The 25,176-nt window shown below is 44.8% G+C and carries 21 protein-coding genes; 15 read left to right on the top strand and 6 right to left on the bottom strand.

Translation table 11 applies throughout. The annotated features are described in order from the left end of the window. The first annotated feature begins 53 nt into the window (after positions 1-53). Complete coding sequence (locus AC3CH4_RS19765) at positions 54-923, top strand: LysR family transcriptional regulator (RefSeq protein ID WP_017088293.1); 870 nt, start codon at positions 54-56, stop codon at positions 921-923. Between the two features lie 104 nt (positions 924-1,027). Here the strand turns inward: AC3CH4_RS19765 and AC3CH4_RS19770 are convergent, their stop codons facing one another. Beyond that, entirely contained in the window at positions 1,028-2,689 is a 1,662-nt protein-coding gene (locus AC3CH4_RS19770) for a methyl-accepting chemotaxis protein (RefSeq protein ID WP_065206308.1), read from the bottom strand. Positions 2,690-2,964: 275 nt separating this feature from the next. Between AC3CH4_RS19770 and AC3CH4_RS19775 the strand changes: the two genes are divergently transcribed. Continuing rightward, positions 2,965-3,477, top strand: a complete 513-nt coding sequence (locus tag AC3CH4_RS19775; protein ID WP_004732974.1) for an RNA methyltransferase — start codon at positions 2,965-2,967, stop codon at positions 3,475-3,477. A 118-nt stretch (positions 3,478-3,595) separates the two neighbouring features. Here the strand turns inward: AC3CH4_RS19775 and AC3CH4_RS19780 are convergent, their stop codons facing one another. Beyond that, complete coding sequence (locus AC3CH4_RS19780; protein ID WP_488543652.1) at positions 3,596-5,656, bottom strand: alpha-amylase family glycosyl hydrolase; 2,061 nt, start codon at positions 5,654-5,656, stop codon at positions 3,596-3,598. A 277-nt stretch (positions 5,657-5,933) separates the two neighbouring features. Here AC3CH4_RS19780 and AC3CH4_RS19785 point away from each other — a divergent pair, with 277 nt between their 5' ends. The 11 genes from AC3CH4_RS19785 to phnE (AC3CH4_RS19835) all read left to right on the top strand — a co-directional run bounded on the left by AC3CH4_RS19785 (position 5,934) and on the right by phnE (AC3CH4_RS19835) (position 19,015). Beyond that, positions 5,934-6,770, top strand: coding sequence for an SGNH/GDSL hydrolase family protein (locus tag AC3CH4_RS19785; RefSeq protein ID WP_488543653.1), 837 nt, complete (start codon positions 5,934-5,936; stop codon positions 6,768-6,770). Between the two features lie 118 nt (positions 6,771-6,888). After that, complete coding sequence (locus tag AC3CH4_RS19790; protein ID WP_488543654.1) at positions 6,889-7,779, top strand: LysR family transcriptional regulator; 891 nt, start codon at positions 6,889-6,891, stop codon at positions 7,777-7,779. Positions 7,780-7,870: 91 nt separating this feature from the next. Continuing rightward, positions 7,871-8,878 carry an N-acetyltransferase DgcN gene (gene dgcN, locus AC3CH4_RS19795; RefSeq protein ID WP_488543655.1) on the top strand — a complete coding sequence of 336 codons (1,008 nt, stop codon included), beginning with the start codon at positions 7,871-7,873 and terminating at the stop codon, positions 8,876-8,878. Between the two features lie 57 nt (positions 8,879-8,935). Then, a complete protein-coding gene (gene dgcA / locus AC3CH4_RS19800; RefSeq protein ID WP_428784039.1) occupies positions 8,936-9,922 on the top strand; it encodes an N-acetyl-D-Glu racemase DgcA in 987 nt (328 codons plus the stop codon). Positions 9,923-10,304: 382 nt separating this feature from the next. Continuing rightward, a complete protein-coding gene (locus tag AC3CH4_RS19805) occupies positions 10,305-12,278 on the top strand; it encodes an ATP-binding protein (RefSeq protein ID WP_488543656.1) in 1,974 nt (657 codons plus the stop codon). Continuing rightward, on the top strand, positions 12,275-13,633 hold the full coding sequence (locus AC3CH4_RS19810; RefSeq protein WP_488543657.1) for a sigma-54-dependent transcriptional regulator: 1,359 nt from the start codon (positions 12,275-12,277) through the stop codon (positions 13,631-13,633). The genes AC3CH4_RS19805 and AC3CH4_RS19810 overlap by 4 nt, the downstream gene beginning before the upstream one ends. A 306-nt stretch (positions 13,634-13,939) precedes the next feature. Further along, positions 13,940-15,160: a glycerophosphodiester phosphodiesterase family protein gene (locus AC3CH4_RS19815; RefSeq protein ID WP_488543658.1), complete on the top strand. Its 1,221-nt coding sequence runs from the start codon at positions 13,940-13,942 to the stop codon at positions 15,158-15,160. A gap of 300 nt (positions 15,161-15,460) precedes the next feature. Then, positions 15,461-16,501: a phosphate/phosphite/phosphonate ABC transporter substrate-binding protein gene (phnD, locus tag AC3CH4_RS19820; RefSeq protein ID WP_004732989.1), complete on the top strand. Its 1,041-nt coding sequence runs from the start codon at positions 15,461-15,463 to the stop codon at positions 16,499-16,501. A gap of 128 nt (positions 16,502-16,629) precedes the next feature. Continuing rightward, positions 16,630-17,400 carry a phosphonate ABC transporter ATP-binding protein gene (phnC, locus tag AC3CH4_RS19825; protein ID WP_004732991.1) on the top strand — a complete coding sequence of 257 codons (771 nt, stop codon included), beginning with the start codon at positions 16,630-16,632 and terminating at the stop codon, positions 17,398-17,400. Beyond that, entirely contained in the window at positions 17,388-18,212 is an 825-nt protein-coding gene (phnE, locus tag AC3CH4_RS19830) for a phosphonate ABC transporter, permease protein PhnE (RefSeq protein ID WP_054541529.1), read from the top strand. Before phnC ends, phnE (AC3CH4_RS19830) begins: the two co-directional genes overlap by 13 nt. Beyond that, positions 18,212-19,015 carry a phosphonate ABC transporter, permease protein PhnE gene (gene phnE / locus AC3CH4_RS19835; protein ID WP_004732994.1) on the top strand — a complete coding sequence of 268 codons (804 nt, stop codon included), beginning with the start codon at positions 18,212-18,214 and terminating at the stop codon, positions 19,013-19,015. The genes phnE (AC3CH4_RS19830) and phnE (AC3CH4_RS19835) overlap by 1 nt, the downstream gene beginning before the upstream one ends. A 170-nt stretch (positions 19,016-19,185) precedes the next feature. On the opposite strand, the gene AC3CH4_RS19840 is transcribed toward phnE (AC3CH4_RS19835), so the two are convergent. From AC3CH4_RS19840 to hpf, 3 genes are all read right to left on the bottom strand, one after another. Continuing rightward, positions 19,186-19,965 carry an HAD-IIB family hydrolase gene (locus tag AC3CH4_RS19840; protein WP_237290133.1) on the bottom strand — a complete coding sequence of 260 codons (780 nt, stop codon included), beginning with the start codon at positions 19,963-19,965 and terminating at the stop codon, positions 19,186-19,188. Between the two features lie 99 nt (positions 19,966-20,064). Next, positions 20,065-20,220, bottom strand: coding sequence for a DUF3012 domain-containing protein (locus AC3CH4_RS19845; protein WP_081279990.1), 156 nt, complete (start codon positions 20,218-20,220; stop codon positions 20,065-20,067). Between the two features lie 279 nt (positions 20,221-20,499). Then, positions 20,500-20,856, bottom strand: coding sequence for a ribosome hibernation-promoting factor, HPF/YfiA family (gene hpf, locus AC3CH4_RS19850; RefSeq protein WP_004733000.1), 357 nt, complete (start codon positions 20,854-20,856; stop codon positions 20,500-20,502). Between the two features lie 420 nt (positions 20,857-21,276). Here hpf and AC3CH4_RS19855 point away from each other — a divergent pair, with 420 nt between their 5' ends. Together AC3CH4_RS19855 and AC3CH4_RS19860 are read left to right on the top strand one after the other, a co-directional pair. Further along, positions 21,277-21,861, top strand: coding sequence for a hypothetical protein (locus AC3CH4_RS19855; protein WP_488543659.1), 585 nt, complete (start codon positions 21,277-21,279; stop codon positions 21,859-21,861). A 412-nt stretch (positions 21,862-22,273) separates the two neighbouring features. Continuing rightward, the gene (locus AC3CH4_RS19860; RefSeq protein WP_171314370.1) at positions 22,274-23,704 is read left to right on the top strand and encodes a YfcC family protein; all 1,431 of its coding nucleotides are present in this window, start codon (positions 22,274-22,276) and stop codon (positions 23,702-23,704) included. Positions 23,705-23,826: 122 nt separating this feature from the next. Here AC3CH4_RS19860 and glgC read toward each other — a convergent pair whose 3' ends face one another. Continuing rightward, complete coding sequence (glgC, locus tag AC3CH4_RS19865; RefSeq protein WP_488543660.1) at positions 23,827-25,047, bottom strand: glucose-1-phosphate adenylyltransferase; 1,221 nt, start codon at positions 25,045-25,047, stop codon at positions 23,827-23,829. Positions 25,048-25,176 lie beyond the last annotated feature (129 nt).

The raw sequence follows: 25,176 nt of genomic DNA on the forward strand, positions 1-25,176 counted from the left end.
ATCTATCTTCAATACACTGTCTGGGTAACCATCGTTCAGCATAAGGTAAAAACATGGCCAATTGGGAAGGGGTAAGTGAGTTTGTTGCAGTGGCAGAGCGTGAAAGCTTTACCGGTGCGGCGCAGAAGCTCGCTACGTCGGTGGCTCAAATCAGTCGTAGAGTAGCAAATCTCGAAGAACGACTCGCGGTGAAACTGCTCAATCGAACGACGCGTAAGGTTTCTCTTACAGAGGCTGGGCAACTCTATTATCAGCAGTGTAAGTTGCTGGTTGAAGGCTTAGAAATTGCTGAGCTTGCGGTCACGCAGATGCAATCCACGCCAAAAGGCTTACTGAAAGTCACTGCGCCTGTGACCTATGGTGAGCGCCAACTCGCTCCAATACTTCATCAATTTTTAAAGCTTCACCCACAAGTAGAACTTGAGCTGATGCTGACCAATCAAAAGCTCGATCTCATCGATTCTGGTGTTGATGTGGCGATTCGCCTTGGCCGCTTAGAAGATTCAAGCTTGGTCGCAAAGAAGTTATCGCAGCGACAGCTTTATGTATGTGCAAGCCCTGAATACATTGAACGCTATGGTGAGCCGCATACGCTCTCTGAATTGAGTCATCACCAATGCTTAGTGGGTGGTTTTGAGCATTGGCGCTTCAAGGAAAATGGTCGTCCGCGTTCGGTTCGTGTTAATGGACGAATTAGGTGTAACAGTGGCTTAGCCTTATTGGACGCCGCTAAACAGAGCATTGGCTTGGTTCAACTGCCAGAATATTACGTGAGTGAAGATCTAGAGTCGGGAGAGTTGGTTGAGGTGCTATCCGATTACCGAGACGATAAAGAAGGGATCTGGGCGCTTTATCCGCAGAACCGTAACCTGTCTTCAAAGGTTCGCTTGCTGGTGGACTTCCTGTCTGAGCAATTGGACTAGTTCTATTTTACCAAATCACTTCAGATAAAAAGGTGCTTCAGAATAGAAATTCTGAGGCACCTTTCTATTAATGCTCTATAGCTTTACTTGTTAAACGTTAAACGTTAAACCGTGAAGCGATCAACCAAGTGGTACAGCTCATTTGCGCGGCTGTTGAGGTTCTGGCTCCCCGCACGGTTTTGATTCGCTAATGATGCTGATTGTGAGCTTTGATCGGAAATCACCACAATGCGTTGAGATATCTCTTGGCCAACAATGTTTTGCTGCTCTGTCGCGGTAGCAATCAATGAGTTCATGTCCATGATCGTATCAATCGACTCTTGGATTTTCGCCAGTGCTGCAGCTGCGGCATTCGCTTCTTCCACCGTTTGAGCACTTTTATTTTGGCTCGAATCCATTGCTTTTACGGCAGCATCTGAGGCGGCTTTTAGCTGCTGAATCATTTTATGGATGTCGCCAGTGCTTTCTTGAGTTCGGCTTGCCAGTTTACGAACCTCGTCCGCAACCACTGCAAATCCTCGCCCTTGCTCACCTGCACGAGCGGCTTCAATTGCTGCATTCAGTGCTAATAAGTTTGTTTGTTCGGCAATATCTTGAATGACCGTCAGTGACGACGAAATGTTTTGTACATCACCCTCTAATCTAGATACCACTGTGTTGGCTTCGGACACTTCGCTAGCAAGACCAGCAACAGAGTTGGCAGCAGCGTTCACTATTTGTTGAGCTTCTTTGGCATTACCCTCTGCAAGCTTCGCTGAGTCAGCCGCCTGACTTGCGTTACTGGAGATCTCTTGTGCTGTTGTTGTCATTTCGGTCATTGCTGTTGCAACTTGTTCAGTCTCTTCACGCTGACCAGTGGCAATTTCATCAACCTGAGCGGCGCGAGAAGACATACTGCTGGTTTCAGCGACAACTTGCTGGCCAACATCACTCACGCTGCGGATGATGGTTTGTAGGCTAGCAACGAAGGCGTTGAAGTTCTCGCTGAGCTTAGTGAACTCAGGGGCTTTGAATTTTTCCATTCGAGCGGTTAAATCGGCCTCGCCACTTGCAAAGGCACTAATTGATCGGTCGAACTGCTCAAGAGGTTGCATGATGGTGCGGTTCACTGCGACGGCGAAAACGGCTACCACTAGGGCAATCAATCCGCAGAAAATCGCGATAGCAGTCAGGGAACTTTGTAGCGCGACATTTGAACTCTCTTTCATCTCGGCAATAACAGCGTCGATGTCATCGGTGTAGAAGCCAGTACCAAGCATTAAGTCCCATTGCGGAACAAATACTGAGTAGCTGAGTTTTGGTAAAGCGACAGATTGGCCCGGTTTCGGGAAATAGTAAGTCGTAAATTCACCCAATTTTGAGTTCTTGATCAGGTCTCGGATTAGGTAATTACCTTGTTTGTCTTGAAGGTCATAGTAGTTTTTACCAATACCATCGTTACTTTGCCCAACCACAACTCGGACACCTTTAGAGTCATAGCCAAAAATATAGCCTGATTCGCCATATTCTAGGGTTCTCAATGTTGGTAAAGCCTCTTCTAGCGTTGCCCCTTTATCTAAAAATGGGCTGATCGAAGAGTAGGCCATTTGCAGGTACGCTTTGAGTTCCTTTTCTTTCATCGCCATCATATTGCTACGCGTCGATTCTACTTGCTGTGCGGTTAGCTCGGTGCTCTTCATATACGTCACGCTCATCATGCCAATTGCCATTAGTAGCAAAGGAATGAAAGAGAGAATATAAAGGCGGTTTTTGATGGTTAGGGTCATGTCACGCTTCCTGTGTGATTTTCTCATGCAATTTTCAACACATTATTAATGTGGTTTCAAAATGTAAATGGGCTTGTTGTCTAATTGTTACTCTAGAGTGTTTTTGTTTGATAAATATGATGATGGTTAAGTTTTTCAAGTGAGAAGCCTTGCAATTAGAGGCTTAAGAGCGAAAAAGCGAGTTTGTATCCATGCTTTAGAATTCGACGCTGCTTTGGTAGAATGCGGCCCTTTGTAGCACCTTGCTATGTTTATTCGTTAAGTGAGATATATTCATGAACAAAAGCCATGTGATTATTGGTTTAACTAACCCAAAGAGCCCGACGAATGTTGGCGCTGTTATGCGTGCGGCTGGTTGTTACCAAGTCGACGAAGTTAAATACACAGGGCAACGCTACGAAAAAGCCGCTAAATTCCACACTGATACGAAGAGCGCAGCGCGCACGATCCCGCTTACTGCCGCTGAGTCATTTTTAGATAATCTTGACGCGGAAACTCAGATTGTGTGTGTAGAACTAGCAGAAGGTGCGACACCACTGCCTCGTTTTAAACACCCTGAAAACGCTATCTATATCTTTGGCCCTGAAGATGGCTCAATTTCTCAAGATGTTGCGGATAGAGCTGATCACGTTGTGTATGTGCCAACGGTAGGCTGTATGAATCTAGCTGCGACGGTCAACGTGCTACTTTATGATCGCCTTGCTAAATCGGATGAAATGGACGAGAGCAACGAGCTTATTAAAAAGAGCCGTGATAATCGCAATCACTTGCAAGTGAAGCAGGGCTAGATATCGTTCTAATCGTATGTGCTCTCTTAATATCCAATGCCGATTAAAGAAAACCCCTTATTCGTAGGAATAAGGGGTTTTTACTTGGTTGAACTTGGATCTTAGGTCTTAGGTTTGGCTATTCAGCACATTTGGAAGCCATAATTTTTAATGGTTGTCCCGTCTCATCGAACTGTAAGCTCCATACATACTGCCCTGGATTACGGATGGTAATAGCAGTATCTTGCCCGTAACCACCTTTAGTTAATGAGTTTAGTTGTCCCAGTTTTAGGTTGAGCCCATCCGCTGTAAATTGTGGTGACCAAGCTTTAGACGCGTATTGCATGCGATAGCTACCAGGCTTTTCAGTGGTAACGACTTGGTAAGTGTTTCCACCTTTATACGCAAACTCTCGTTTAGCTACGTGTTTCCAACCTGAATCAGTAAAGTTGCCAACCACATAAAGTGGGCTTGAAATTGGCCCTTCAGCGTTAATCGTTGGATTATTACATTTAGCCATGAAACCTTGTCCAACTTCATTCCCTGTCGCCATTATGGCCGCTATAGGGCCTTTTTTATTTGGTTGTGTTATCGACAAGAAACGAGCTTCAAAAGGGTTTAGAACTATAGAGTAATGACCATCAATTGCTGATATAGATTGCTCAGATTCAATATCCGTCAGATCAGCTTTGGAGCCTGCTTTTTCTTTGGTTAGTTTTATGGTCTGCTCTTTGTTGGTAACGTTCACTGCGTAGATAACTGCATCGCCTTCATAGGCTTTGTGATCGACATATGCGATATCGTTGGCGATTAGGTTTGTACGTTTACCCTGTGATAGAGCGGGGTGCGTTTCCCTTAATTTCATTAAGTTTGTAACGTACTGCTTTAAGTCTTTTTCGTTGGTATTGAGTTGAGTTGTGACACCTTCTACTTTACCGCTAGTACGTGCTACATGGTCATCGCACAAGCCATTAATGGCACAGTCATCAGTCCAAACTTTATCTGAAAAACCTTCTAGTTGATCGCCAATTTCGTCCCCATAGTAGGTGGTTATTGGGCCTGTATAAGCTGCTTGGAATGAAAATGCCGCTTTATAACGCTGCCAATACTCTTTGTCTTGTGGAGAAGCGATATCACCGCGCTGTAATAAGTCACCAAAGCGAACAAGGTCATGGTTACCAATCATCAAGTTGGGCTTTGCGTGGTCTGGGTATAACGAATGTAAAGACATGCCTTCTGCAAGCCATTCTCCACCTTTGTTCCCCACGCCTGCTTCGTTTACGGCAAAGGTTTCTGTTAGGCGGTAGCGCATCGGGAAATCAAACGCAGAACATAAGGCCGGTGCTTCATTTGAACCGTAACCTGTTTCTATAATACGGTTCTCACCGGCCCAAATTTCCGCGACTATATAACCCAGAGGGTTCACGGTTTTACCTTCGCTGTTTACGTATTCGACTTGAGAAGAAGCAGTGTCTACCGTCTCTCTGATTTGACTCCAAGCTTCTTTTGGCACTTGATAAGCCTGATCTAAGCGCCAACCATCGATTTTGAGTTCTTTGATCCAATACTCGGCAACTTCTTGATAGAAGGCTAGGCTCTCAGGGTATGAGACTGGATTATCTTCTCCTTGGGGCACCTTACCTGTAGGTGACGGCACTACGTTTTTTTTGTGGTGGCCAAATACGCCATCAAAGAAGACATAAAGCCCTCGAGCATGCGCTTCTTCAACTAAGGTTTTAGCTTCTTCCATCGTTCCGAATCTAGGGTCGATATTGAAATAATCAGTGGCAAAATAACCGGTTGCATCCAATCTATCAGCCCAATGGTCTTGGTTTTCGATAGGCTCTGAATTAAAGATTGGGGTTAGCCAAATCCCGTTCATGCCAAGAGATTCAATGTAATCAAGTGAGTCGATAATACCTTGGATATCTCCGTTATGGTGACTGGTTCCGTAGCCTGTCCCATGACCAATTGAGTCATCGCCACTGACAAAGCTTTCGACCATCACTTGATAGATCCTCAAGTCATTCACGTCGGCATTCGTATTCGTTTGGCATTGGTATGTCGTTGGTTCTTGAACTGATTCAGGTGCAGATTGGCAACCTGCAAGTAGGATGGCGGTAACGGCCAACGCGGTATTGGATAGAGAAAGTTTCACGTTAAGGTCCTTATTATTATGATTTAACTTATTATTCACCATCCTGATATTCTATAAATCCTCCGTTAAATAGTGGCAATAGGAGTAGACGGTAGGCTGAGAGACTGGGGTCACAATATGTAGCTAACTTCTTATGCATATTATGATGAAGTGCTGGTTTTTGAGTCCCAGTTGAGATTTGTACGGCCATAAATTTTATTCAGTATGTATGTGTTTTGTTCAGATTAAGTAACTCTCTGCTTCTAGTGTTATCTATCCCGTAAGCAATCGGATATTATCTTTGGTTCATCACTAGATAATTGAAGGGTTAGATAACACTATGGAAGACAAGCAATTACTTGCCGCGCTACAACAAAATCCTGTCCTCGATCTGTATCAGTTATTCCAAGAAGTTGGTCAAAACCGCTCTTTGTATGCATTACTAGAAAAGCTATCTTCCCTTAAAGAACACCATCAACTGAGTACTCGTCTTAGCCCTTTTAAGCCTCACATTGAAGGGTTGTTGGCTCAATTTGATAGCACTACGCCGGATAGCGAGATCCTCAAAGCGGTCGCTCTTCAGTCTGAGATTCAGCAACGAGGCCACAGCATGAGCCGTTACATCATGACATCAGACAATCATCGCCATTTCTCTCCGAATGCAGACTTAGTGATGTTTGGTGATTCGATCACCGAGTGGGCTCCATGGGCAGATATTTTCCGCGATGTCTCAATGGTCAATCGTGGCCTAGCAGGCGATACCACAACCGGTATGTTGCGCCGTATTGATACCACGTTGAATGTGAAGCCAAAGTTGTTGTGTTTTATGGCAGGGATAAACGATTTAGCTCAGGGTTATGATGTCGAGCATATCTACCAGAACTACATTGATATGCTTAAGGTGTGGCAAGAAAACGATATTCGAATCTTGGTGCAATCAACGCTTTATGTTGGCTCTAAACTGCAAGGTTTGAATCCGTCGGTTGAATTGCTCAATAGCAAGTTAAGCGAGTACTGTTTCCAGCAAGGTATTGCGTTCTTAGATGTGAATTCTGTATTGTCACCTAATCAGCTTTTGTCGAATGAGTACTCATGTGATGATTTGCATTTGAATGCGAAGGCTTACCAAGCTTGGACTGAGGTTCTTCAACCTACGGTAGCTGAGCTACTAAAATAGACTCACGCAAATAAATAGATAAATAGGCAGCGAGTTAAACAGATATACAGATAAGCAGCTTAGCCAATATCAGAAAGCTAAGCCTTAACTGGTTTCGTGAACAATAAGGGACATCAATGTGAACCTAAGACAGTTGGAAGTCTTTTACGCCATCATGCAAACCGGCACCGTATCTGGAGCTGCACGTAATCTGCATGTGTCACAACCTAATGTGACTCGTATTCTGGCGCACACTGAGCAACAACTCGAGTTTGGTTTATTCGAACGAGTTAAAGGACGCTTAGTACCAACGGTTGAAGCGAAAACCTTGCTGCCAGAAGCGGAGAGGGTATACCAGCAACTGGGTCAATTTCGCGCTTTGACCAATAAAGTAAAACAAGGACACCAGCATTTACGCATTGGTGCGCCACCGATTCTGGCGACTAAATTGCTGACGCCAGTGATCGCCCAAATGTCTCGCGAGCAAGAACTCTCTTTTGAATTACTGACAGCCAACCGTGACGAACTGTGTGCTGGGCTATTAAAGCATGAGCTTGATATTGCTATCGCGTTCGGCGATGAAGCACCGCCTGCCATATTAAGTGAAACGCTATTAACCGAATCACTCAAGGTTTTGGTTCCATCCAATACGGTTGAGCAGTTACCGGCAGAATTAACGCTAAATGATCTTATCAATTTTCCGCTGCCAATCATCGGGCTTGATGGCCGCGATCCATTAGGCCTCCTGTTACATCAAAGCCTTATTGCACGCGATGAGCATTATCACCATCCGATATCGGTACGTGAATATAGCGCGGCGGCGGAACTGGTGAAGCACCAAGCTGGGTTTGCGATCGTTGACCCGTGGACGGCAGAGCAGTACCAAAATGACGATGCGGTTTGTGTGTTGCCACTTCAACCAGATATCCAATTCTCGGTCTCGATGCTTTGCGCAGAGCACACCCCTCAGTCGATTTCCGTTAAGCAATTTATCGCTTCATTGAAGAGCCATACTCACCCTATAACTTAAGGTTATAGGCTCGCCATAAATAGGTATTCGGCAGCCTTCAAATTCTTAATTAAAGTAAATCCATACAAGGATTTATTAATTAGGAATGCTCATGTCTATCGCTCAACCTTACCTTCTTTTTCTTGGGGATGTTACAGATCCACTTGCCGCAAAGACAGCTCGCGGTATTCACCAATGGCGACCAGAAATCTGTCTAGGCCAACTGCGTTTAACTGACGATACCGTTTCACTGGGGTTAACGGACATGACCTTGCAAGCTGCTCAAGCGCAGGGGGCGAAAACGCTAGTGATTGGCACCGCAAATCCGGGGGGCGTTATCCCTGATTCTTGGCAGTCAACCATTATGGCAGCAGCAGAAATGGGATATGAGATTGCATCTGGCATGCACCAACGACTGAGTGAATTTTCACCGCTTGCTGACATGCAGCAACAAGGATTGACTAAGCTTCATGATATACGCCATTTTGATGGTTCTCTAAAGGTTGGTAACGGTAAGCCTCGTCAGGGCAAGCGCCTGCTTACTGTCGGAACAGATTGCTCAGTAGGCAAAATGTTCTCGGCATTAGCGATTGAAAAATCGCTTAAACAAGCGGGAACATCTGCTCAGTTTAAAGCGACAGAGCAGACCGGTATTTTGATTGAAGGCAGCGGAATTTCGATTGATGCTGTGGTTGCGGATTTTATTTCCGGCGCGGTTGAAGCGATTAGCCCAGAATTTACCGACCATGATTGGGACATCATTGAAGGGCAAGGTTCATTGTTCAATCCGTCTTTTGCTGGTGTAAGTTTGGGGCTTTTACATGGCGCGCAAGCCGATGCCTTGGTATTGTGCCATGAAGTTGGAAGGCCACATATTCGCAATCTGCCACACGCGCAACTACCAAGTATTGAACAGACGATTGAAGCTAACTTGCAAGCGGCGCGATTGACTAACCCAGATGCGAAACTATTTGGTATCTGTTTGAACACCTCGTCGATTAGCGTTGAAGATGCTGCGACATTGTGCCAAGAATGGACCACACTATATCAAGTACCCGTGACGGACCCTGTGCGTTTTGGTGTACAACACATTACGAATCATTTGCGACATTCACTTTAGCGACTTCATCATTTCTACGTTTCCATTTGTTAAAGCGAACATCAACCGAGTGAAATTATGAAGATTACAGCAGAACCCATTACTATCGCGATGCAAACGCCGTTTCGCATCTCTCGCGGCAGCCGAACTGAGTGTCATGTTGTTCGTGTTCACATCGAACACGACGGCAAACAAGCTCAAGGGGAATGTACCCCCTACCCAAGATATGGTGAGTCGTCGGAGTCTGTGTTAGCGCAAATTCAACAAGCGTCTAGTGCGCTTGAAGCGATGTTTGAGCGAGGCATTACCGATCCCGCAGAGCTAAGAGATCATCTTCAGTCTTTATTGACTGGAGGGGCAGCGCGAAATGCGGTCGATTGTGCGCTTTGGGAACTTGAAGCTAAGCAAGCTGATCAGGTCTTCCCGAAAAGCCTGTTTGAGCTGCCAACGCAAATCATCACCGCGATGACTGTCTCAATTGGTACGCCAGAAGCGATGGCGACCCAAGCGCGAGATTATGTCGCCAACGGCGCAAAACTGCTGAAAGTGAAACTTGATGGTGAGCAAGTGGTGGAGCGTGTTCGCGCAGTTCGAGAAGTTGCGGAAGGTGTAACGATTGTATTGGATGCCAATGAAGCGTGGACAGGGTTGAATCTCGAAGAATTGTTTAACCAACTGACTGAATTTGATATTGCTATGATCGAACAGCCTCTGCCACAACAGCATGATGCATCATTGGCACACATCAAGCACCCGATCCCACTGTGTGCTGATGAAAGCTGTCATACCACTTCACAGCTCTCATCGCTGTTGGGTAAGTATGAAATGGTCAACATCAAGCTCGATAAAACGGGTGGCTTGACTGAGGCATTAGTTCTCGCAGAAGAAGCACAAAGGCTCGGTTTTACTCTGATGTCTGGTTGTATGCTTGGTACTTCTTTGGCGATGCGTGCAGCTCTGCCTATCGCCGTTCAATCTGAAATCGTCGACCTTGATGGCCCAGTCTTACTTGGCCAAGACGTTTCTCCTGCTCTGACTTATCGCGATGGGATGATTATTCTCTAAGTTCGTTGAGCCTCGGGTTAGTCGATGGACATGGCATAAATGAAATCGCACGAGTGAAAGCTTGTGCGATTTTTTAGATCTCTAGTCCTTAACTTATTAAATAATCAAAGGTTTTTACTGCTTGATTGAGCGCGCTATTCGTATGATTTACGGGCGTATTGATAAAGTAATCACGTTTCTGTCGGTGCGGTCACTTTCTATTATCGCAAAACAGACAGCTCAAGCTTTATAAAACAATTGTTATGATATCTTATGTGAAATGTTAATGATTACTCTTCATTTAATAGCTTCACTAAAGCTATTCGATGCAAACCTAAGTAAGGCTCATACCCTAACTAATTGAATCATTGACAGTTCCTGTTGATTATTTGATGAGAAGAAGGTGGGGCGAGTGAGTAGTCATGTCTCCGAGGTTGTAGAAAATAAGGATAGTTTTGAGCGCCCGTTCTCGATCAAAATCCCACGTCGTAAGTGGTTTGGTTGGAAAGGTATTGAGCTGCGCTTAGTACTTGCGTTAGCCATGCTATCGATGACCACTATCTTCCTCTCGGTTGTCTCCAGCTTTACATTCGATGATTTAAACCAACGTCTTGTTGAGCTAAAGGAGAGTGAAATCCCGGCCTTAGATAATGCCGCACGCCTTAATGATATGGTGCGAGTGATTATCACAACGTCTTCTCAGCTTGGTGACGCTGAATCGAATTTAGAGCGCAAACAGGCGATGCTAAAAATCGAAGATGCTATTTCCGTGATGAATAGCGTTATGGTTCAGTTCCCTGATTATCATGCCTATTTTAAAGACCTTATCGCCCAAGTTAACAATAGTCTGAGTTTGTTGTATCAAAGTGAGATTGAGTCAGAACAACTCAATCAAGAACTTCGTAACTTGCTTGAGGGCTTTTATCCTCTATTGCAACAAGCCAGTGATTCACTCGATAGTTTATCTGACCCAGCCAAAGATCAAATCCAATATACCCAGTTGAAATCTCTGCTTTATTACCAATTAGGCTTGGTAGAGAAGCTGTATAACGACTCAAGCTTTAATGAGCTCGATTACACCAGTTACCGTTTAGAGCAGGTAGGGGAAGAGTGGTGGAAGCTCTGGGTCAGTGGTGATTTAAGAAGTGATTTTCCTCAATTAGATCATCAACTCACGGTGATTTATAACCTTGCCTCAAGTGATAGCAGCTTGTATGGGATGAAAAATAAAGCGCTCGATCATCTTTATCAAGAGCAATACTTCCTGCAAAACAGCCGCGAGCATTTGAACCAATTAACCGTGCAGATCGAAAGCAACACCAGCAAGGTGAATAGCAATATTGACCAATCGATTCAGCAGGCGCAGCAATCTTTGCAATCTAACCAGCGTCTCTCTCTTTTCCTTTCTCTATTTAGCGTGTTGGCTGCCGCTGCTATTTCATGGTTCTACGTGCGTAAGAGCATTTTGGAAAGACTTTTACAGCTTAAAGACAACATGTTTGCGATTTCTACCGGCCATTTAGATACCGAAGTGTCCATTCGTGGCAAAGACGAAGTGACGCAAATGGCCAAGTACCTAAAGGTATTCCAAACCACGGCCAAAATCGTTAAGCAAACTAACCGAAAATTAGAAGCTGAAGTGGAAGAGCGAACCCTAGCCGAAGCTAAACTTCGAGTGACTCAAGATGAGTTGATCCAAGCCGGAAAACTGGCTGCATTGGGGCAACTCAGTGTTGGGATCACTCACGAAATCAATCAACCTCTGACGGCTGTGAATAGCCACGTTCGAAGTGCACAGCTTTGGCTCGGTAAAAATAGACCAGACAGAGCACAAGAAAATCTTAAAAAGATCGAAGTCCTGCTAGAAAAGGTGGCTGCGATTACTCGTCACTTAAAAGCCTTCTCACGTAAGAGCGACGGCAAGACTGATAATGTGGAACTAGAGAAGGTGATTGGTGATGCGATTGATCTGTTTGAAACCAGACAGAGCTCAGTATCGATTCAGTATTCGCCCCAAAGCGACCAGATGGTTCGAGCCAACAACATACGCTTGGAACAAGTGCTGGTGAACCTCATCAGCAATGCTCTGGATGCTATTGAGCATAAAGAGCAGCCTCAACTTAGTATTGCTACGCAAGAGTTTTCGAACACCATACAGATTTTGGTTAAGGACAATGGACTGGGCATACCTGAAGAAGATATCCCGTATTTGTTTGACCCATTTTATTCCAGCAAAACAACAGGTAAGGGGCTTGGGCTCGGTTTGTCTATCGCATACAACATCATAAAAGACTTTGGCGGCTCGATTCACGTGGAATCAGTTGAACACCAAGGCACTACTTTTATCGTCACTCTACCAAAAGGCATAGCCTCATGACTGCAGAAAAACACATAGTTCTTATCGATGATGAAATCGATGTCGTTGAAGCCGTGAGTGAAATGTTGGAGCTAGAAGGGTTTAGCGTCACCACTTTTACCAACCCTAACCTTGGCCTTAAATCGCTCAAAGCGAACAGCCAGGCGGTTGTATTGTGTGATGTACGAATGCCACAGGTGGATGGGCTTACGCTGTTGAGTTCAATTCAACATAGAGCCGCTAACGTCCCTGTATTGTTGATGAGTGGCCATGGCGATATTCCCATGGCGATAGAGGCAATGAAGCTAGGAGCTTTCGACTTCTTAGAAAAGCCACTGAATGCGAGTGAGCTGGTAGAGAAGCTCGATTTGGCACTGGCACTGACACAATCTCAGCACAATTACCCAGCGACTACAGACGGTGATGCGGAAACTGAGTTACCGATTGAAACGGTGGTTATTGGCCAATCAAAAGCGATGGATACGATACGCAAGCAAGTGCTCGCACTGTCTCATACCGGTGTTGATACCATCATCAACGGCGAAACGGGAACGGGCAAAGAGGTGATAGCTCAAGCTCTGCATCAATTCAGTCGTCGTAAGACTAAGCCATTTGTCGCGATTAACTGTGGTGGTATGACAGAGAGCATTATTGAGAGTGAGTTGTTTGGCCATGAAGCGGGTTCGTTTACTAGCGCGAACAAGAAGCGCATTGGCAAAATAGAACAAGCCAATGGCGGTACTCTGTTTCTCGATGAAATTGAGAGCATGCCGATTGCGGTACAAATAAAACTACTGCGTGTGATTCAAGAGCGAATGATTGAGCGTGTTGGTGGTAATGAGTTGATACCTGTCGACATCGTCGTGGTCGCAGCCAGTAAAGCCGATCTTGTGAGCTTGAGTGAGTCTGGGGAATTCAGAGCCGATCTCTTTTATCGCTTGAACATTGCAAGCTTAAACCTTCCGGCACTGCGCCAACGAAAAGAAGACATTCAGGTGCTGTTTCGCCACTTTGTGATTCAAGCGAGCCACAAATATAAGACGCGCCCATCGACGATTTACCCCGAGCAGATACAGCAGCTATGTCGACATGAATGGCCGGGTAACGTACGTGAACTACGTAATGTCGCTGATCGATTTGTGTTGGGTATCGTCGGTGATGGCTTCGATCTTCAATCGCCAATTTGTGAAGCGTCCGGAGAAGATTTCGCCTTTGAAAAGCAGATGGAGCAGTACGAAAGGAATGTACTGACGGAAGCGCTAATAGAAAGCGCAGGTAACATTAACGAGGTATCAAGTAAGCTGAATTTACCGCGTAAAACCCTTTATCGAAAAATGAAGAAACACCAATTGGATAAAGAGAGTTTCAAAGCTTAATTCGTTCAGGTGTTTGTTAAATGGAAAACCAAAACCAAAACCAAAACCAAAATAAAAGCACAAGACAACAATGACCCATTTGGTTTTTAGTCGAATGGCTAACGGTTTCAAGTGATTGTAATAAAAGAGCTTTAACATCTGGCACAAAGCGTGCAACCCCTACATTGTGGCGTCAGCCCACACGAGGTTATTCGGTGTTGAGTCAAAAAACATATGACAGCTATCTATATATGACAGCTATCCAACATTGAATGATCGAATAAAGGACATTAGAAAAATAATTGCTTGTTGCAAGGAGATACAAACATGAAGCAAATACTGAAAGGTTCGATTGCTCTGATATTAGGCATGAGTTCAATAACGGCATGGGCCGCTGCAGAACCAGCAAACTTAGGACCTCGTCCCTTCTTTTTAGTCAACAATATGGATGAGAGCCCTTTGAAAACTAAGCTGTTGAGTTGCAGCGAAGGACCTTTTCATCGTAGTGATTTTTCTATTGGGCATCGCGGAGCTGCGATGCAGTTTCCTGAGCACACTAAGGAATCCTATTTAGCGGCGATTCAAATGGGCGCAGGTGTTGTAGAGTGTGATGTGACCTTTACCAAAGATAAGGCGTTGGTATGTCGTCACTCGCAAAGTGATCTGCACACCACAACCGATGTATTAGCGCACCCAGATCTTGCTAAGAAGTGCTCAACCCCGTTTACACCAGCTAATCCAACGACAGGTGAAGATGCTCAGGTGGAGTGCCGTACTTCTGATTTCACGTTGGCTGAGTTTAAGACGTTAAAAGGAAAAATGGATGGTGCGAACCCAAAAGCCACCACGGTTGAAGAGTACATGAACGGAACTCCAGGTTGGAGAACCGATCTTTACAGTCAAAGTGGCACACTGATGACACACGCAGAAAGTGCAGCACTCTTTAAAGAGCACGGCGTTAAGGTCACACCTGAATTGAAATCGGCAGCAGTAGACATGCCTTTCAATGGATTTAGCCAAGAGATGTACGCGCAGAAGTTGGTGGATGAACTGAAAGAGGCGGGTTTCAAGCCTTCTGAGACTTACCTACAGTCATTTAACTTGGATGATGTGAAGTATTGGATCAATGAAACGCCGAAGTTCGGCAAACAAGCGGTTTACCTTGATGACCGTGTTTATGAGCAAACGGACTTTGTCGCGTCTGTTGAGAACATGAAAGAACTGCACGATGCGGGTGTGAATATCATCGCACCACCTCTGTTTGCTTTGGTTGAACTTGATAAGAACAACGAATTAGTGGCGTCTAATTACGCGAAACTGGCTAAGGATGCAGACCTCGACATTATCGCATGGACACTGGAACGTTCTGGCCCGCTAGCGCAAGGCGGTGGTTGGTACTACAAGAGCGTGAAGGACGGCATCAACAATGATGGCGATATGATGAAAATGCTTGATGTGCTGGCACAAGATGTGGGTGTGATGGGCGTATTCAGCGACTGGCCTGCAACGGTAACTTATTACGCTAACTGCATGGACAGCGACGCATAGGCGATTCTGAGAGCGCTGTTACGTCGCTAATTATAGCGTTTGTATAGAGAGCGCTTAGCCAAAGAATAATAAGAGAAAAAGCAGTGAACCAAAGAGCCTTCGGGCTCTTTTTTTACCACTGAAATTGGTGGGACAGAAATGACCCAAATGATGGATTTTTAGTTGGACACGAATGACTCAAAAGATCTTGGCTAGTTTGAGTTTTGTTGTAAGTTATTGAAATTTAATAAATAAAAATATGGCACGAAGGCTGCAGTAGCTAAGGTGACTTTCAACAATAAGTAAAAGTAAGGTTTGAATATGAAAATCAGTGTTAAAGGACTGTTAATCGCTAGCTCATTACTACTTCCTTCAATGGCTATGGCAAGCGACTGCTCTAGTCGTGGTGTGTTAGACGATCGATACTGTGATGAAAACCAAGATTTGGTGGCCGATTCACCAAAGAACCCAGATGAGTGGAATGACCCAAGTACGCTTGTGTTTACCTACACGCCAGTAGAAGACCCTGCGTTGTACAAAGATGCGTTTGCGGATTTCCAAGCTCACCTAAGTAAAATTACAGGTAAGCGAGTGATTTACTACACAGTTCACTCGAACTCTGCGCAAGTAGAAGCGATGCGTTCTGGTCGACTGCACGTTGCTGGTTTCTCTACGGGCCCAACAGGCTACGCAGTTAACTTGGCAGGTTACGTTCCAATTGCGGTGAAGGGCGATGAGTCTGGTTTCCAAGGCTACAACCTAATCACGATTGTGCGTAAAGATAGCGGCATTAACAAAATGTCTGATCTGAAAGGCAAAAAGGTTGCACACACTTCTGCATCTTCCAACTCTGGCAACCTAGCTCCACGTGCGTTATTCCCAGCGAAAGGCCTAGTGCCAGATGAAGATTATAAAGTGCTTTACTCAGGCAAGCATGACCAATCGATTCTAGGTGTCTTCAATGGAGATTATGACGCAGCACCTGTGGCATCGGACGTGTACGATCGTATGGTAGCAGCAGGTCGTGTTGACGATTCTGAACTGAAGATCATCTACCGTAGCCCACGTTTCCCAACGTCTGCTTTTGGTTACGCGTACAACTTAAAACCAGAGCTAGTTGAGAAGATCAACGAAGCTTTCTTTAGCTACCGCTTTACACCAGAGATGAGCGCATCATTTAAAGGTGCAGATCGTTTCTCGCCAATCAGCTACAAAGAAGAGTGGGATGTGATTCGTGATATCGCTCATGCGACAGGTACGGCTTACACCAAAACAGGCCTGAAGAAATTGGCTGAAAAAGATGCGGCTAAACGCGCAAAGAAAAAAGCAGCTGAGCTAGCAAAACAAGCAAACAACGGCTAACTCTTTTTCTATTAGAAGGCTAAGTTTTAGAAAGACTTAGCCCTTTTAAAATACCTACTTCAACTAAATATCTATGCCCTCGCGGGTAGGGCATAGATCATTCGAAAATTCGCACAAGGAAATGCAGTATGGCCGTAGCAAGCTATGAAGGAATAAAGATAAACAACCTTTTCCACGAATATGTGGCAGGCAAGCCAATCCTTAAAGGCATTAATATTGATATCGATGAACCAGGCATCATCGCGATCATTGGTCCATCTGGTACAGGTAAAAGTACACTTCTACGCTGTATCAACCGACTCAACGATCCAAGCCAAGGTGAGATCATATTTGATGGCGCAGATCTGACTCAATTAAAAGGCCAAGCGCTACGTAAACAGCGTCGACACATCGGCATGGTGTTTCAAGAATATAACCTTGTCGAACGTTTAACGGTTATCGAGAACGTGTTGAGTGGCCGTTTGGGTTACATGACCGCTTGGAATGCATGGCGTCGCAACTACTCTGCGCAAGACCTAGCAAAAGCGTTCGAGTTACTTGAATTTGTTGGCCTGCAAGACTTTGCTAACCAACGTGCCGACAGTTTATCGGGCGGCCAAAGACAGCGTGTCGGTATCGCTCGCGCCGTTATGCAAGACCCATATATCTTATTGGCGGATGAACCGACTTCATCACTCGACCCGAAAACCGCGGTTGAGATCATGGAGTTGATGGAGACATTCGCAGAACAGAAAAACATTCCCGTGTTGGTTAACATCCACGATGTGAACTTAGCCAAGCGTTATGCCAAGCGCATCATCGGCATGTGTAACGGTAAAGTGCATTATGACGGTAGCCCTGAAGGGATCTCAGAAGAAGATCTAAAAATCATTTACGGGGGTGAGTCATGGCTGGATTAACCCCAAGTTCATCGCCAAGCGTACCGTCAAACCAGTCGCCAGCGAAGCATGAAAACCCATTCAAAACCTCATGGACTAACCGAGCAATCATCGCTGCGATAGTTGCTTATCTGTTTTACAGTTTCTCGACGTTAGGGCTAACCTTTGATCGTTTGGTCATCGGTTTTGGTGAAAGTGAGCGGTTACTATCAAGAATGTTTCCGCCTGATTTTTCGCGTACTAGCTTACTGCTGAGTGGATTAGCGGAAAGCTTACAGATTGCGATTATCTCAAGCTTCTTTGGCATCGTTATTTCATTGTTTCTGGGCTTGTTAGCTGCGAGAAATATGATGCCTTCAATCGTATCGACGCCAATACGTTGTTTCATTGCACTATGTCGCTCTTTTCACCCGGTGATCATCGCAATCCTATTTGTGAAAGCGGTGGGCTTCGGTGCCCTAGCTGGGATCCTGACTTTGGTCTTCGCATCGATTGGTTTTATTGCCAAGCTTTTTGCAGAAGCGATTGAAGAGATATCTTTTAAACCGGTTGAAGCGATTAAAGCAACCGGTGCCAGTTTTATCAGCGTCATTTTGTATGCGGTAATGCCTCAAGTATTTACTCGTTTTATTGGCTTTGCTAGTTACCAGTTGGATTCAAATCTACGTAACTCAACCATGGTTGGCATTGTGGGTGCGGGCGGCCTTGGCGGCACGTTATTTTCGGCATTCCAACGCTTTGACTACGACTTCGTTGCCGCTATTTTGATCACCATTATCGCATTGATTCTTGTGGGTGAATTTCTTTCCAACATTGTTAGGAGAATCTTCTAATGACAACAGCATCTATCGATAAAGAGTGGCAGCGTTTTACACCAAATGAACGAGTAGCTCGATTTGCCGTTTACCTGAGCTTAGTGTGTGCGATTGTTTGGTCTTGGCAGACGGTTGAAGTGATTCCAGAGTTCCTATACGACGCGCCAGCGCAGTTTGCTGACATGTTCGAGCGTATGGTGCCAGTGGACTACGCTTTCTATCCTGAATCAATCCACGCAGCGATGATTGAAACACTGCACATTGCGACGTTAGGTACCTTGTTTACCTTGATATTTGCGATTCCGTTGGCGTTGTTGAACGCGCCAAATATCACACCTAATAAAGCGCTGAACTGGGTGGCACAATTCTTTTTGGTGTCTTCACGTTCTGTGAACTCATTGGTTTGGGCTTTGTTGTTTATCGCACTATTTGGCCCCGGTGTTCTCGCAGGCATTATGGCAATTGCCATTCGCAGTATCGGCTTTGTAGGGAAGCTGTTAGCGGAAGCGATTGCCGAAGTGAACATGGGGCCTATCGAAGCTCTGCGCGCAACAGGCGCTTCTTGGATGAGCATCTTGCTTAAAGGGTATTGGCCACAAGTGATGCCCGCATTCTACTCCATCGTGTTGTTCCGTTGGGACATCAATGTGCGTGAATCTGCGGTATTGGGGTTAGTGGGCGCTGGTGGTATTGGCGTGGTGCTAAACGATGCGCAGAACCTTTTTGAGTGGCAAAAAGTTTCGATGGTATTAGTGAGTATCTTCGCAGTGGTTATCGTTGCAGAAGCCGTAGTGATCCACATCCGTAACAAACTCATATAAACATATGGTGCAATGCAGCGTGTTTTGTGTGATGTGTCAAAGTTAAGAGCTTATCTAGCATTTTGAAGCTCAAACGACCCTAGGTACTTCGGTCTACCTAGCGGTCGTTTTTTTATGTCTATTGAGTGACCTGAGACCTTGTTAGAAGGGCGTGACTCGTTTTTAAGTGTCTAGCTTTTAACTGCCAGCAGCGCATCCACAAATTCTGCAAACCCATAGCCACCCGGCTGCGACATCACCTTACTTGGATGATGATCTAACTTATCCCAATAATGCTTAATGTTTGCCACGCCAACGGTGAGTGGTAGTGATTCGAACATCTGTTGATCGTTCATTGAATCGCCGACATAGCAAGCCTCATTGTGGATTTGCTCAAGCGATAAGCCTTTATCAGCAAGGAAGCGGTGTACTGCGTTTTTCTTTGAGTGTTCGCCATACCAAGCATTGATATGAATCGAACTTGCCGTCGCGTGTGCGCCTAAAGCGTGTATTCTTTCGAGTACCGCTTGAACAGTTTCAGGATCAACAGGCTTACGGTTTTGGCCGATATCAATCGCGACCTCACACAAGCGGTAAGATTGATCCAAAGTTAGTGATAGGTCGGGATAACTCAACAAGATCGCTTCAACTTCTTGTTTTAGCTTAGCTTGGTTCTGACGCACTTGTTCTAGCGGTGTTTCAGATGAGAGTTGTAATGCACTATCTTGCTTCTCTAGTAAGAAGGCGCCGTTCTCTCCAAGCACGGCATCGACAGGCCAAAGCTGCGCAATATGGTCACACCAACCAGCACAGGCTCCCGTTACTGCGACCACTTTGATTCCATTGTCTCTCAGCTTTTGTAACGCAATCAGGGTTTCTGGAGGGAGTGAACCTTGCCAAGTGAGCGTGTCATCGACGTCGGTTAATACCCAGTTGATGTGTTGCCAGTCATTACCTAGTTGGTGTTCCATCCTCAAACTCACTTATTCGGGTTTATTGTGTTGCGTGGAGTGCTCAGTTCGTCGTTAAACGTCTTTCACTCAGTGTCGTTAATTAACGCTTAACCGTGTTTAGAAAATACAATGTTTAGCAAAATCACCGGCTTCATTGGCAGTCCAGTCGCCTTTCGGCTTTTCTTTCATATCTGTACACCAAGCTTCACTGCCCACTTCTGTACAAGCCATCAGTTGAGTCGCTAGAAATAGAATTAGCGCGATTTTTTTCATAATAAAGATTCCTTTATTCTCTAAATTTCTGCTTATAACTGTACCAAATACGACTAGCGATTGTTATAGCAGCCAGTGACATAAGTTTGCTAAAAACGATATAGAGTTGGGCTTGGCTCTAAGATGGGAAGTGAAGGGGTTAGGCCGTCGCGATAGGAAAAATCAAAGTGATAGATTGATAAAGAAATTGAGGGGTAGATCGAAAAAGCCAGCAACATGTGCTGGCTTTGAAATTCTTGTGCGCTTCTATTCGTTAGTGAGCTTTAACTACTTGTCGAGTTATACCAGTTTCATCTCTTGGATGATGTCCGAAGCGATTTCTGGCTTCGTGCTCGTTGGTTTCTCGTGTAGGTCTGCTTTCAATTGTCCCTTACGGTTACTTAAGCCTGCTTCAAGTTTCTTGAGTGCTGCAGCGATAGCTGGGTACATAACATCGTCTGTAGATTTTGCTGTTACTCGTACACCTTCGTAGTTGGTGAATACTTCTACCTGATGTTGACCGTGTTCTTTAGTAATGATGATGTCGCAACTGATCAGTGATGGGAAATGGTTCGATATCTTCTCGAATTTACTTTCGATGTCTTTGCGTGACTCGTCGTTAATTGATACGTGATGTGTTTGAACATTTATTTTCATAAATCATACCTTTCCAATGACTGTGTCATTTAAACGTAGCAAACATCGGTGAGTTTAACCAACTGCGAAATAGCACATGTGTGATTCACTTCAGTGTTATCAAATAATCTCCCATTACTCCCTTGAAAGTCCGATGAACTGGTCGCATATTATGTTTCGTGAATTTCAAACGTGTTTAAAAATCCCTCACCTTTGAAGTATTACTCCAATTCACTCTTTCAACTTAGTTTTTATCGCCCTAATCACGCATCACTCCAAATACTTATTCTAGTCTGCTTTTATAAATCCACATCCATTTTAGTGAACAAAACATATCTGCTCTGTCGATATCACAATTACTGATATAAAGAACAATGAGATATTGAGATGAATTTTAGTGCGGGATACTCTAACTGCCATCTTCTATTTGGATCCGTTAACATGAAAATGCCTGTTAAATTCGCTGTAATCGCAGCTTCCCTTTCTTTCGCTTTTAATGCCTTTGCTGCCCCTGTTGAGTTTCAGAAAATTCCAGAGATCATGCAGCAGTTTGAAACGGCAGAACTGTACGTTAAGAAGTCGGTCACCTTAGGTCGTTTACCAGCCGAGTCTGAAATTGGCATTGATTTTCCTACTTATGTTTCAGACGGGAAGGGTGGCTACAGCTTAGAGACAAACAACGTAATGACAGATTCTGTTGTTATCGCAAGCATGCCGAAAGCGATTGTGGATGATGTTTTCAACCAATGGCTAGTACCTAAAGAGACATGGATCAGCAGCTACGGATCTTTGCCAACCTCGATCACTGAATTTAAGCCCTTTAAGCGTATTAAAACCATTAAAGCGATTAAGATCGATGCTGAAATGCTTGAGCTGTTAGGCAGTGAAGATGGCAACACGGCGATGATCAAAGTGAGCTGGGATGAGAAGGGAATGAAGGTCTATAAGGATGGTTACTTAGCGGATTATGAGTACGGGATTGCCCCTCATGAGATGCAAGAAAACTATGAATTAGCACCTAAGTAATTTGATTCAATTTTAGAAAAGCGCCCTGTTTTTATGGGGCGCTTTTTTAAAGCCCACCAAAACATGACGAAACTCACACTTTTCTGACAATTTACCGTTCGTTGTGTTAGCATGCGCGGCTTGTCTTTGTAATTGATAAAAAACATATTACTCAGCGGATTTCTTTGTTTATCTGCCCGTAATGACCTCATTCAGTTTGGCCTGATTTGGCTGAACATCTGCATTTTGCTCGGACGCAAAGAGAGTAGTACTCACTACTTCACTATGTACATTTGAGAGCACCATCTATCAAAGGCCTTTTTGAAACAGCCTAAATTAGCGCGAACTTAGTTCTGCGTGAAGGGTTTCGTTTTTCCAAAAATCCCTCTCGGCGGCTAAGTACTCCTTAGTTGCTGACAAGTAAGGAGTCTATATGACGACTACGGTATCTACGTCCGTACCTACATCTCAAGCTGGTAACACAGCTCCGATAGAGAAAGAAGTAAACCACCCGTTTCTCTCTTTGGTTATCATGGTTATTGTTGCTGCAATCGCAACTTACTTCATCCCTGCTGGTGAGTTTGAACGAGTGGTCATGAATGGTCGCACGGTGATTGACCCAGACAGTTACACATTATTAGCTAGTAACCCAACGACATTAGCCTCTTTTTTCGAATCATTTTTTAAAGGCTTCAAATCCGCTTCTGGCGTGATGGGTGTTGTGGTATTCGTTGGTGGTGCTTTCGGCATTATCAAACACATGGGTTTGTTAGACGCATCCGTTGTTGCGCTGACGACGAAGCTAAAGAAGCAAGGCTTGTACGTGATTGCACCTGTGATCATGACGGCGATTTTCTTCAACGTCACCTTCACGGGTATGCGTGAGCTTGATGTCATTTTTATCTCTTTGATGATCCCGATCTGTATTAAGCTTGGCTATGACGCGATCACGGCACTTGGCGTTGTTTTACTGGCAAGTTGTGCCGGTTTCGCTGCAGCTTTGGCTAACCCATTCTTTACGGGTATCGCACACACTATTGCTGAACTGCCTATGTATTCAGGCATGTGGTACCGCTTTATTGTTGGCATGTTCATGTTGCTAACGGGTGCTTGGTATGTACTTAACTACGCGCGTAAAGTTAAGCAAGATCCAACCAAAAGTTTGTTGCATGGTACGGGTTACCACTACGAATCTAGCGTTGAAGCGAAAACACTGACTACTCGTGAAAAGCTTGCGGGCATCGCGTTCTTGGGCGTATTCGCATACATGATCTTCGGCACGCTGACGATGGGTTTCGGTTTCACTGAGATTGCGGGTGCATTCGTGGCAATGGCGATCATTCCAGGTTTGGTTGCGGGCTTGTCTCCGAATAAGATTTGTGAATATTGGACCAAAGGTGTTAGCGATGTATTGGTGGCAGTGCTGATCATCTTCTTCGCTCGATCAGTGTTAACCATTATGGAAGACGCGAAGATCGTCGATTCTATTATCTTCTATCTCGCACAGATCATTTCTGGTAGCTCTAAACTCGTGGCAGCGGCAGGGATCTACTTCTCGCAGGCTGCGATCAACTTATTCATTCCGTCTGGCAGTGGCCAAGCTGTGATCACTATGCCAATCATCATTCCATTGGCAGATATTGGTCAAGTGACTCGTCAAGTAGCAGCACTGGCTTCTCAACTGGGTGATGGTATTTCTAACTATATTTACCCAACCAATGGTGGCTTGTTAGCGGTATTGGCTATTGCAAAAGTGCCTTACACTAAGTGGGTTCGCTTCTTCTTACCGCTGTTCTTGTTCTGGTCGGTGGGTGCTTTGATTTCAGTTGTGATTGCTCAAATGATTGAGCTAGGGCCTTTCTAAGGGTTTCTGTTTAATCGAATGCATGGACAGTTAGGGTTTAACTGAGGCCGTGTGAATTACTAAGAAGGCAGCGAATTCGCTGCCTTTTTTCGTTTAAAGAAAAGCTATTACAATGACCAAGATTACTCTTCAAATTGGTAAGAAGAGGGCACCACAATCACGCCTTTCTTTGATATATGAAATCGTTCTGAATCCGCTCTACTATCAATACCTATTTGGGTACCAACAGGCACTTTCACATGCTTGTCGATGATGCAGTTTTGTATATGACAATTTTTCCCAATTTCAACATCTTCAAACAGAATACTGTCAATAACAATGGCCGCGTTGTTGACTTTAACTTTTGGGAAAAAGATGGAGTTCTGCGCTGAACCACCTTCTATCACCACACCATTTGCGATCATCGAGTTGATGAAGATCCCTTGATTCCCTTCAACTGAAGCGATGGTTCGAGCGGGTGGTAATTGAGGTTCGTAAGTGCGGATTGCCCAATCGGGTTGGTATAAATCGATAGGGGAAACTGGCTTTAGTAAATCCATATTGGCTTGATAATAAGAGTCGAGGGTACCAACGTCTCTCCAATAAGTATCTTGTGTAACTCTGCCTTCGGTGTCTCCAAATTTGTAGGCATAAACGCTTTTATCCCCTACCAATTTAGGTATCACATCTTTACCGAAATCGTGGCTGGAATTTGGATCTTCTGCATCCGCCAATAGTGCTTGTGTAAGCACTTCTTTATCGAAAATATAAATCCCCATTGAAGCCATGCTTCGTGTTGGCCTTCCGGGTACGCAGGCAGGATAACGGGGCTTTTCTGTGAAGTTGTTTATCTGATGCGATTCGTTGATTTCCATAACGCCAAACTCTTTGGCTTCATCAATCGAAACTTCCATACAAGCCACCGTTAAGTCGGCTTCGCTCTGTTTATGTTGTTTGAGCATTGGCGCGTAGTCCATACGATAAATATGGTCGCCTGATAACACCACCACATGTTTCGCTTCGCTGCGAGAAAGCAAATACAGGTTCTGATAAATCGCATCGGCTGTTCCGCTATACCAGCTATCACCCGTTCGCATTTGTGGAGGAACATTGGTGATGTATTCGCCGAGCTCGGGGTTAAGCACCGACCAACCATCACGTAAATGTTTTTGCAAAGAGTGAGACTTGTACTGAGTCAGTACCAGAATTTGGCGAAGTCCAGAATGCAGGCAGTTCGCGAGTGTGAAATCGATGATTCGATATTTGCCACCAAAGGGCACCGCAGGTTTTGCACGGTTATCGGTGAGGGGAGAAAGCCGAGAGCCAACACCGCCGGCCAGAACGATTGTTAGAGTGTCTTGCATGGTCAGAACCTCAATGTATTTATGATTATGAACATAGACTTGCAAGCACTAAGCCAAATGTAACTCATTGAATATTAAGCGAGGTGGGAGTGATTTTTGTAGATCTGCACCAAATTGATGCGTACGAGA

The sequence above is a fragment of the Vibrio sp. QJM3NY_26 genome, from assembly GCF_057786005.1.

Excerpts from the sequence above, each read along its gene's own strand:
- AC3CH4_RS19765 (WP_017088293.1), top strand. The coding sequence starts at position 54 with ATGGCCAATTGGGAAGGGGTAAGTGAGTTTGTTGCAGTGGCAGAGCGT.
- AC3CH4_RS19770 (WP_065206308.1), bottom strand. The coding sequence starts at position 2,689 with ATGACCCTAACCATCAAAAACCGCCTTTATATTCTCTCTTTCATTCCT.
- AC3CH4_RS19775 (WP_004732974.1), top strand. The coding sequence starts at position 2,965 with ATGAACAAAAGCCATGTGATTATTGGTTTAACTAACCCAAAGAGCCCG.
- AC3CH4_RS19780 (WP_488543652.1), bottom strand. The coding sequence starts at position 5,656 with ATGGTGAATAATAAGTTAAATCATAATAATAAGGACCTTAACGTGAAA.
- AC3CH4_RS19785 (WP_488543653.1), top strand. The coding sequence starts at position 5,934 with ATGGAAGACAAGCAATTACTTGCCGCGCTACAACAAAATCCTGTCCTC.
- dgcN (WP_488543655.1), top strand. The coding sequence starts at position 7,871 with ATGTCTATCGCTCAACCTTACCTTCTTTTTCTTGGGGATGTTACAGAT.
- dgcA (WP_428784039.1), top strand. The coding sequence starts at position 8,936 with ATGAAGATTACAGCAGAACCCATTACTATCGCGATGCAAACGCCGTTT.
- AC3CH4_RS19810 (WP_488543657.1), top strand. The coding sequence starts at position 12,275 with ATGACTGCAGAAAAACACATAGTTCTTATCGATGATGAAATCGATGTC.
- AC3CH4_RS19815 (WP_488543658.1), top strand. The coding sequence starts at position 13,940 with ATGAAGCAAATACTGAAAGGTTCGATTGCTCTGATATTAGGCATGAGT.
- phnD (WP_004732989.1), top strand. The coding sequence starts at position 15,461 with ATGAAAATCAGTGTTAAAGGACTGTTAATCGCTAGCTCATTACTACTT.
- phnC (WP_004732991.1), top strand. The coding sequence starts at position 16,630 with ATGGCCGTAGCAAGCTATGAAGGAATAAAGATAAACAACCTTTTCCAC.
- phnE (WP_054541529.1), top strand. The coding sequence starts at position 17,388 with ATGGCTGGATTAACCCCAAGTTCATCGCCAAGCGTACCGTCAAACCAG.
- phnE (WP_004732994.1), top strand. The coding sequence starts at position 18,212 with ATGACAACAGCATCTATCGATAAAGAGTGGCAGCGTTTTACACCAAAT.
- AC3CH4_RS19840 (WP_237290133.1), bottom strand. The coding sequence starts at position 19,965 with ATGGAACACCAACTAGGTAATGACTGGCAACACATCAACTGGGTATTA.
- AC3CH4_RS19845 (WP_081279990.1), bottom strand. The coding sequence starts at position 20,220 with ATGAAAAAAATCGCGCTAATTCTATTTCTAGCGACTCAACTGATGGCT.
- hpf (WP_004733000.1), bottom strand. The coding sequence starts at position 20,856 with ATGAAAATAAATGTTCAAACACATCACGTATCAATTAACGACGAGTCA.
- AC3CH4_RS19855 (WP_488543659.1), top strand. The coding sequence starts at position 21,277 with ATGAAAATGCCTGTTAAATTCGCTGTAATCGCAGCTTCCCTTTCTTTC.
- AC3CH4_RS19860 (WP_171314370.1), top strand. The coding sequence starts at position 22,274 with ATGACGACTACGGTATCTACGTCCGTACCTACATCTCAAGCTGGTAAC.
- glgC (WP_488543660.1), bottom strand. The coding sequence starts at position 25,047 with ATGCAAGACACTCTAACAATCGTTCTGGCCGGCGGTGTTGGCTCTCGG.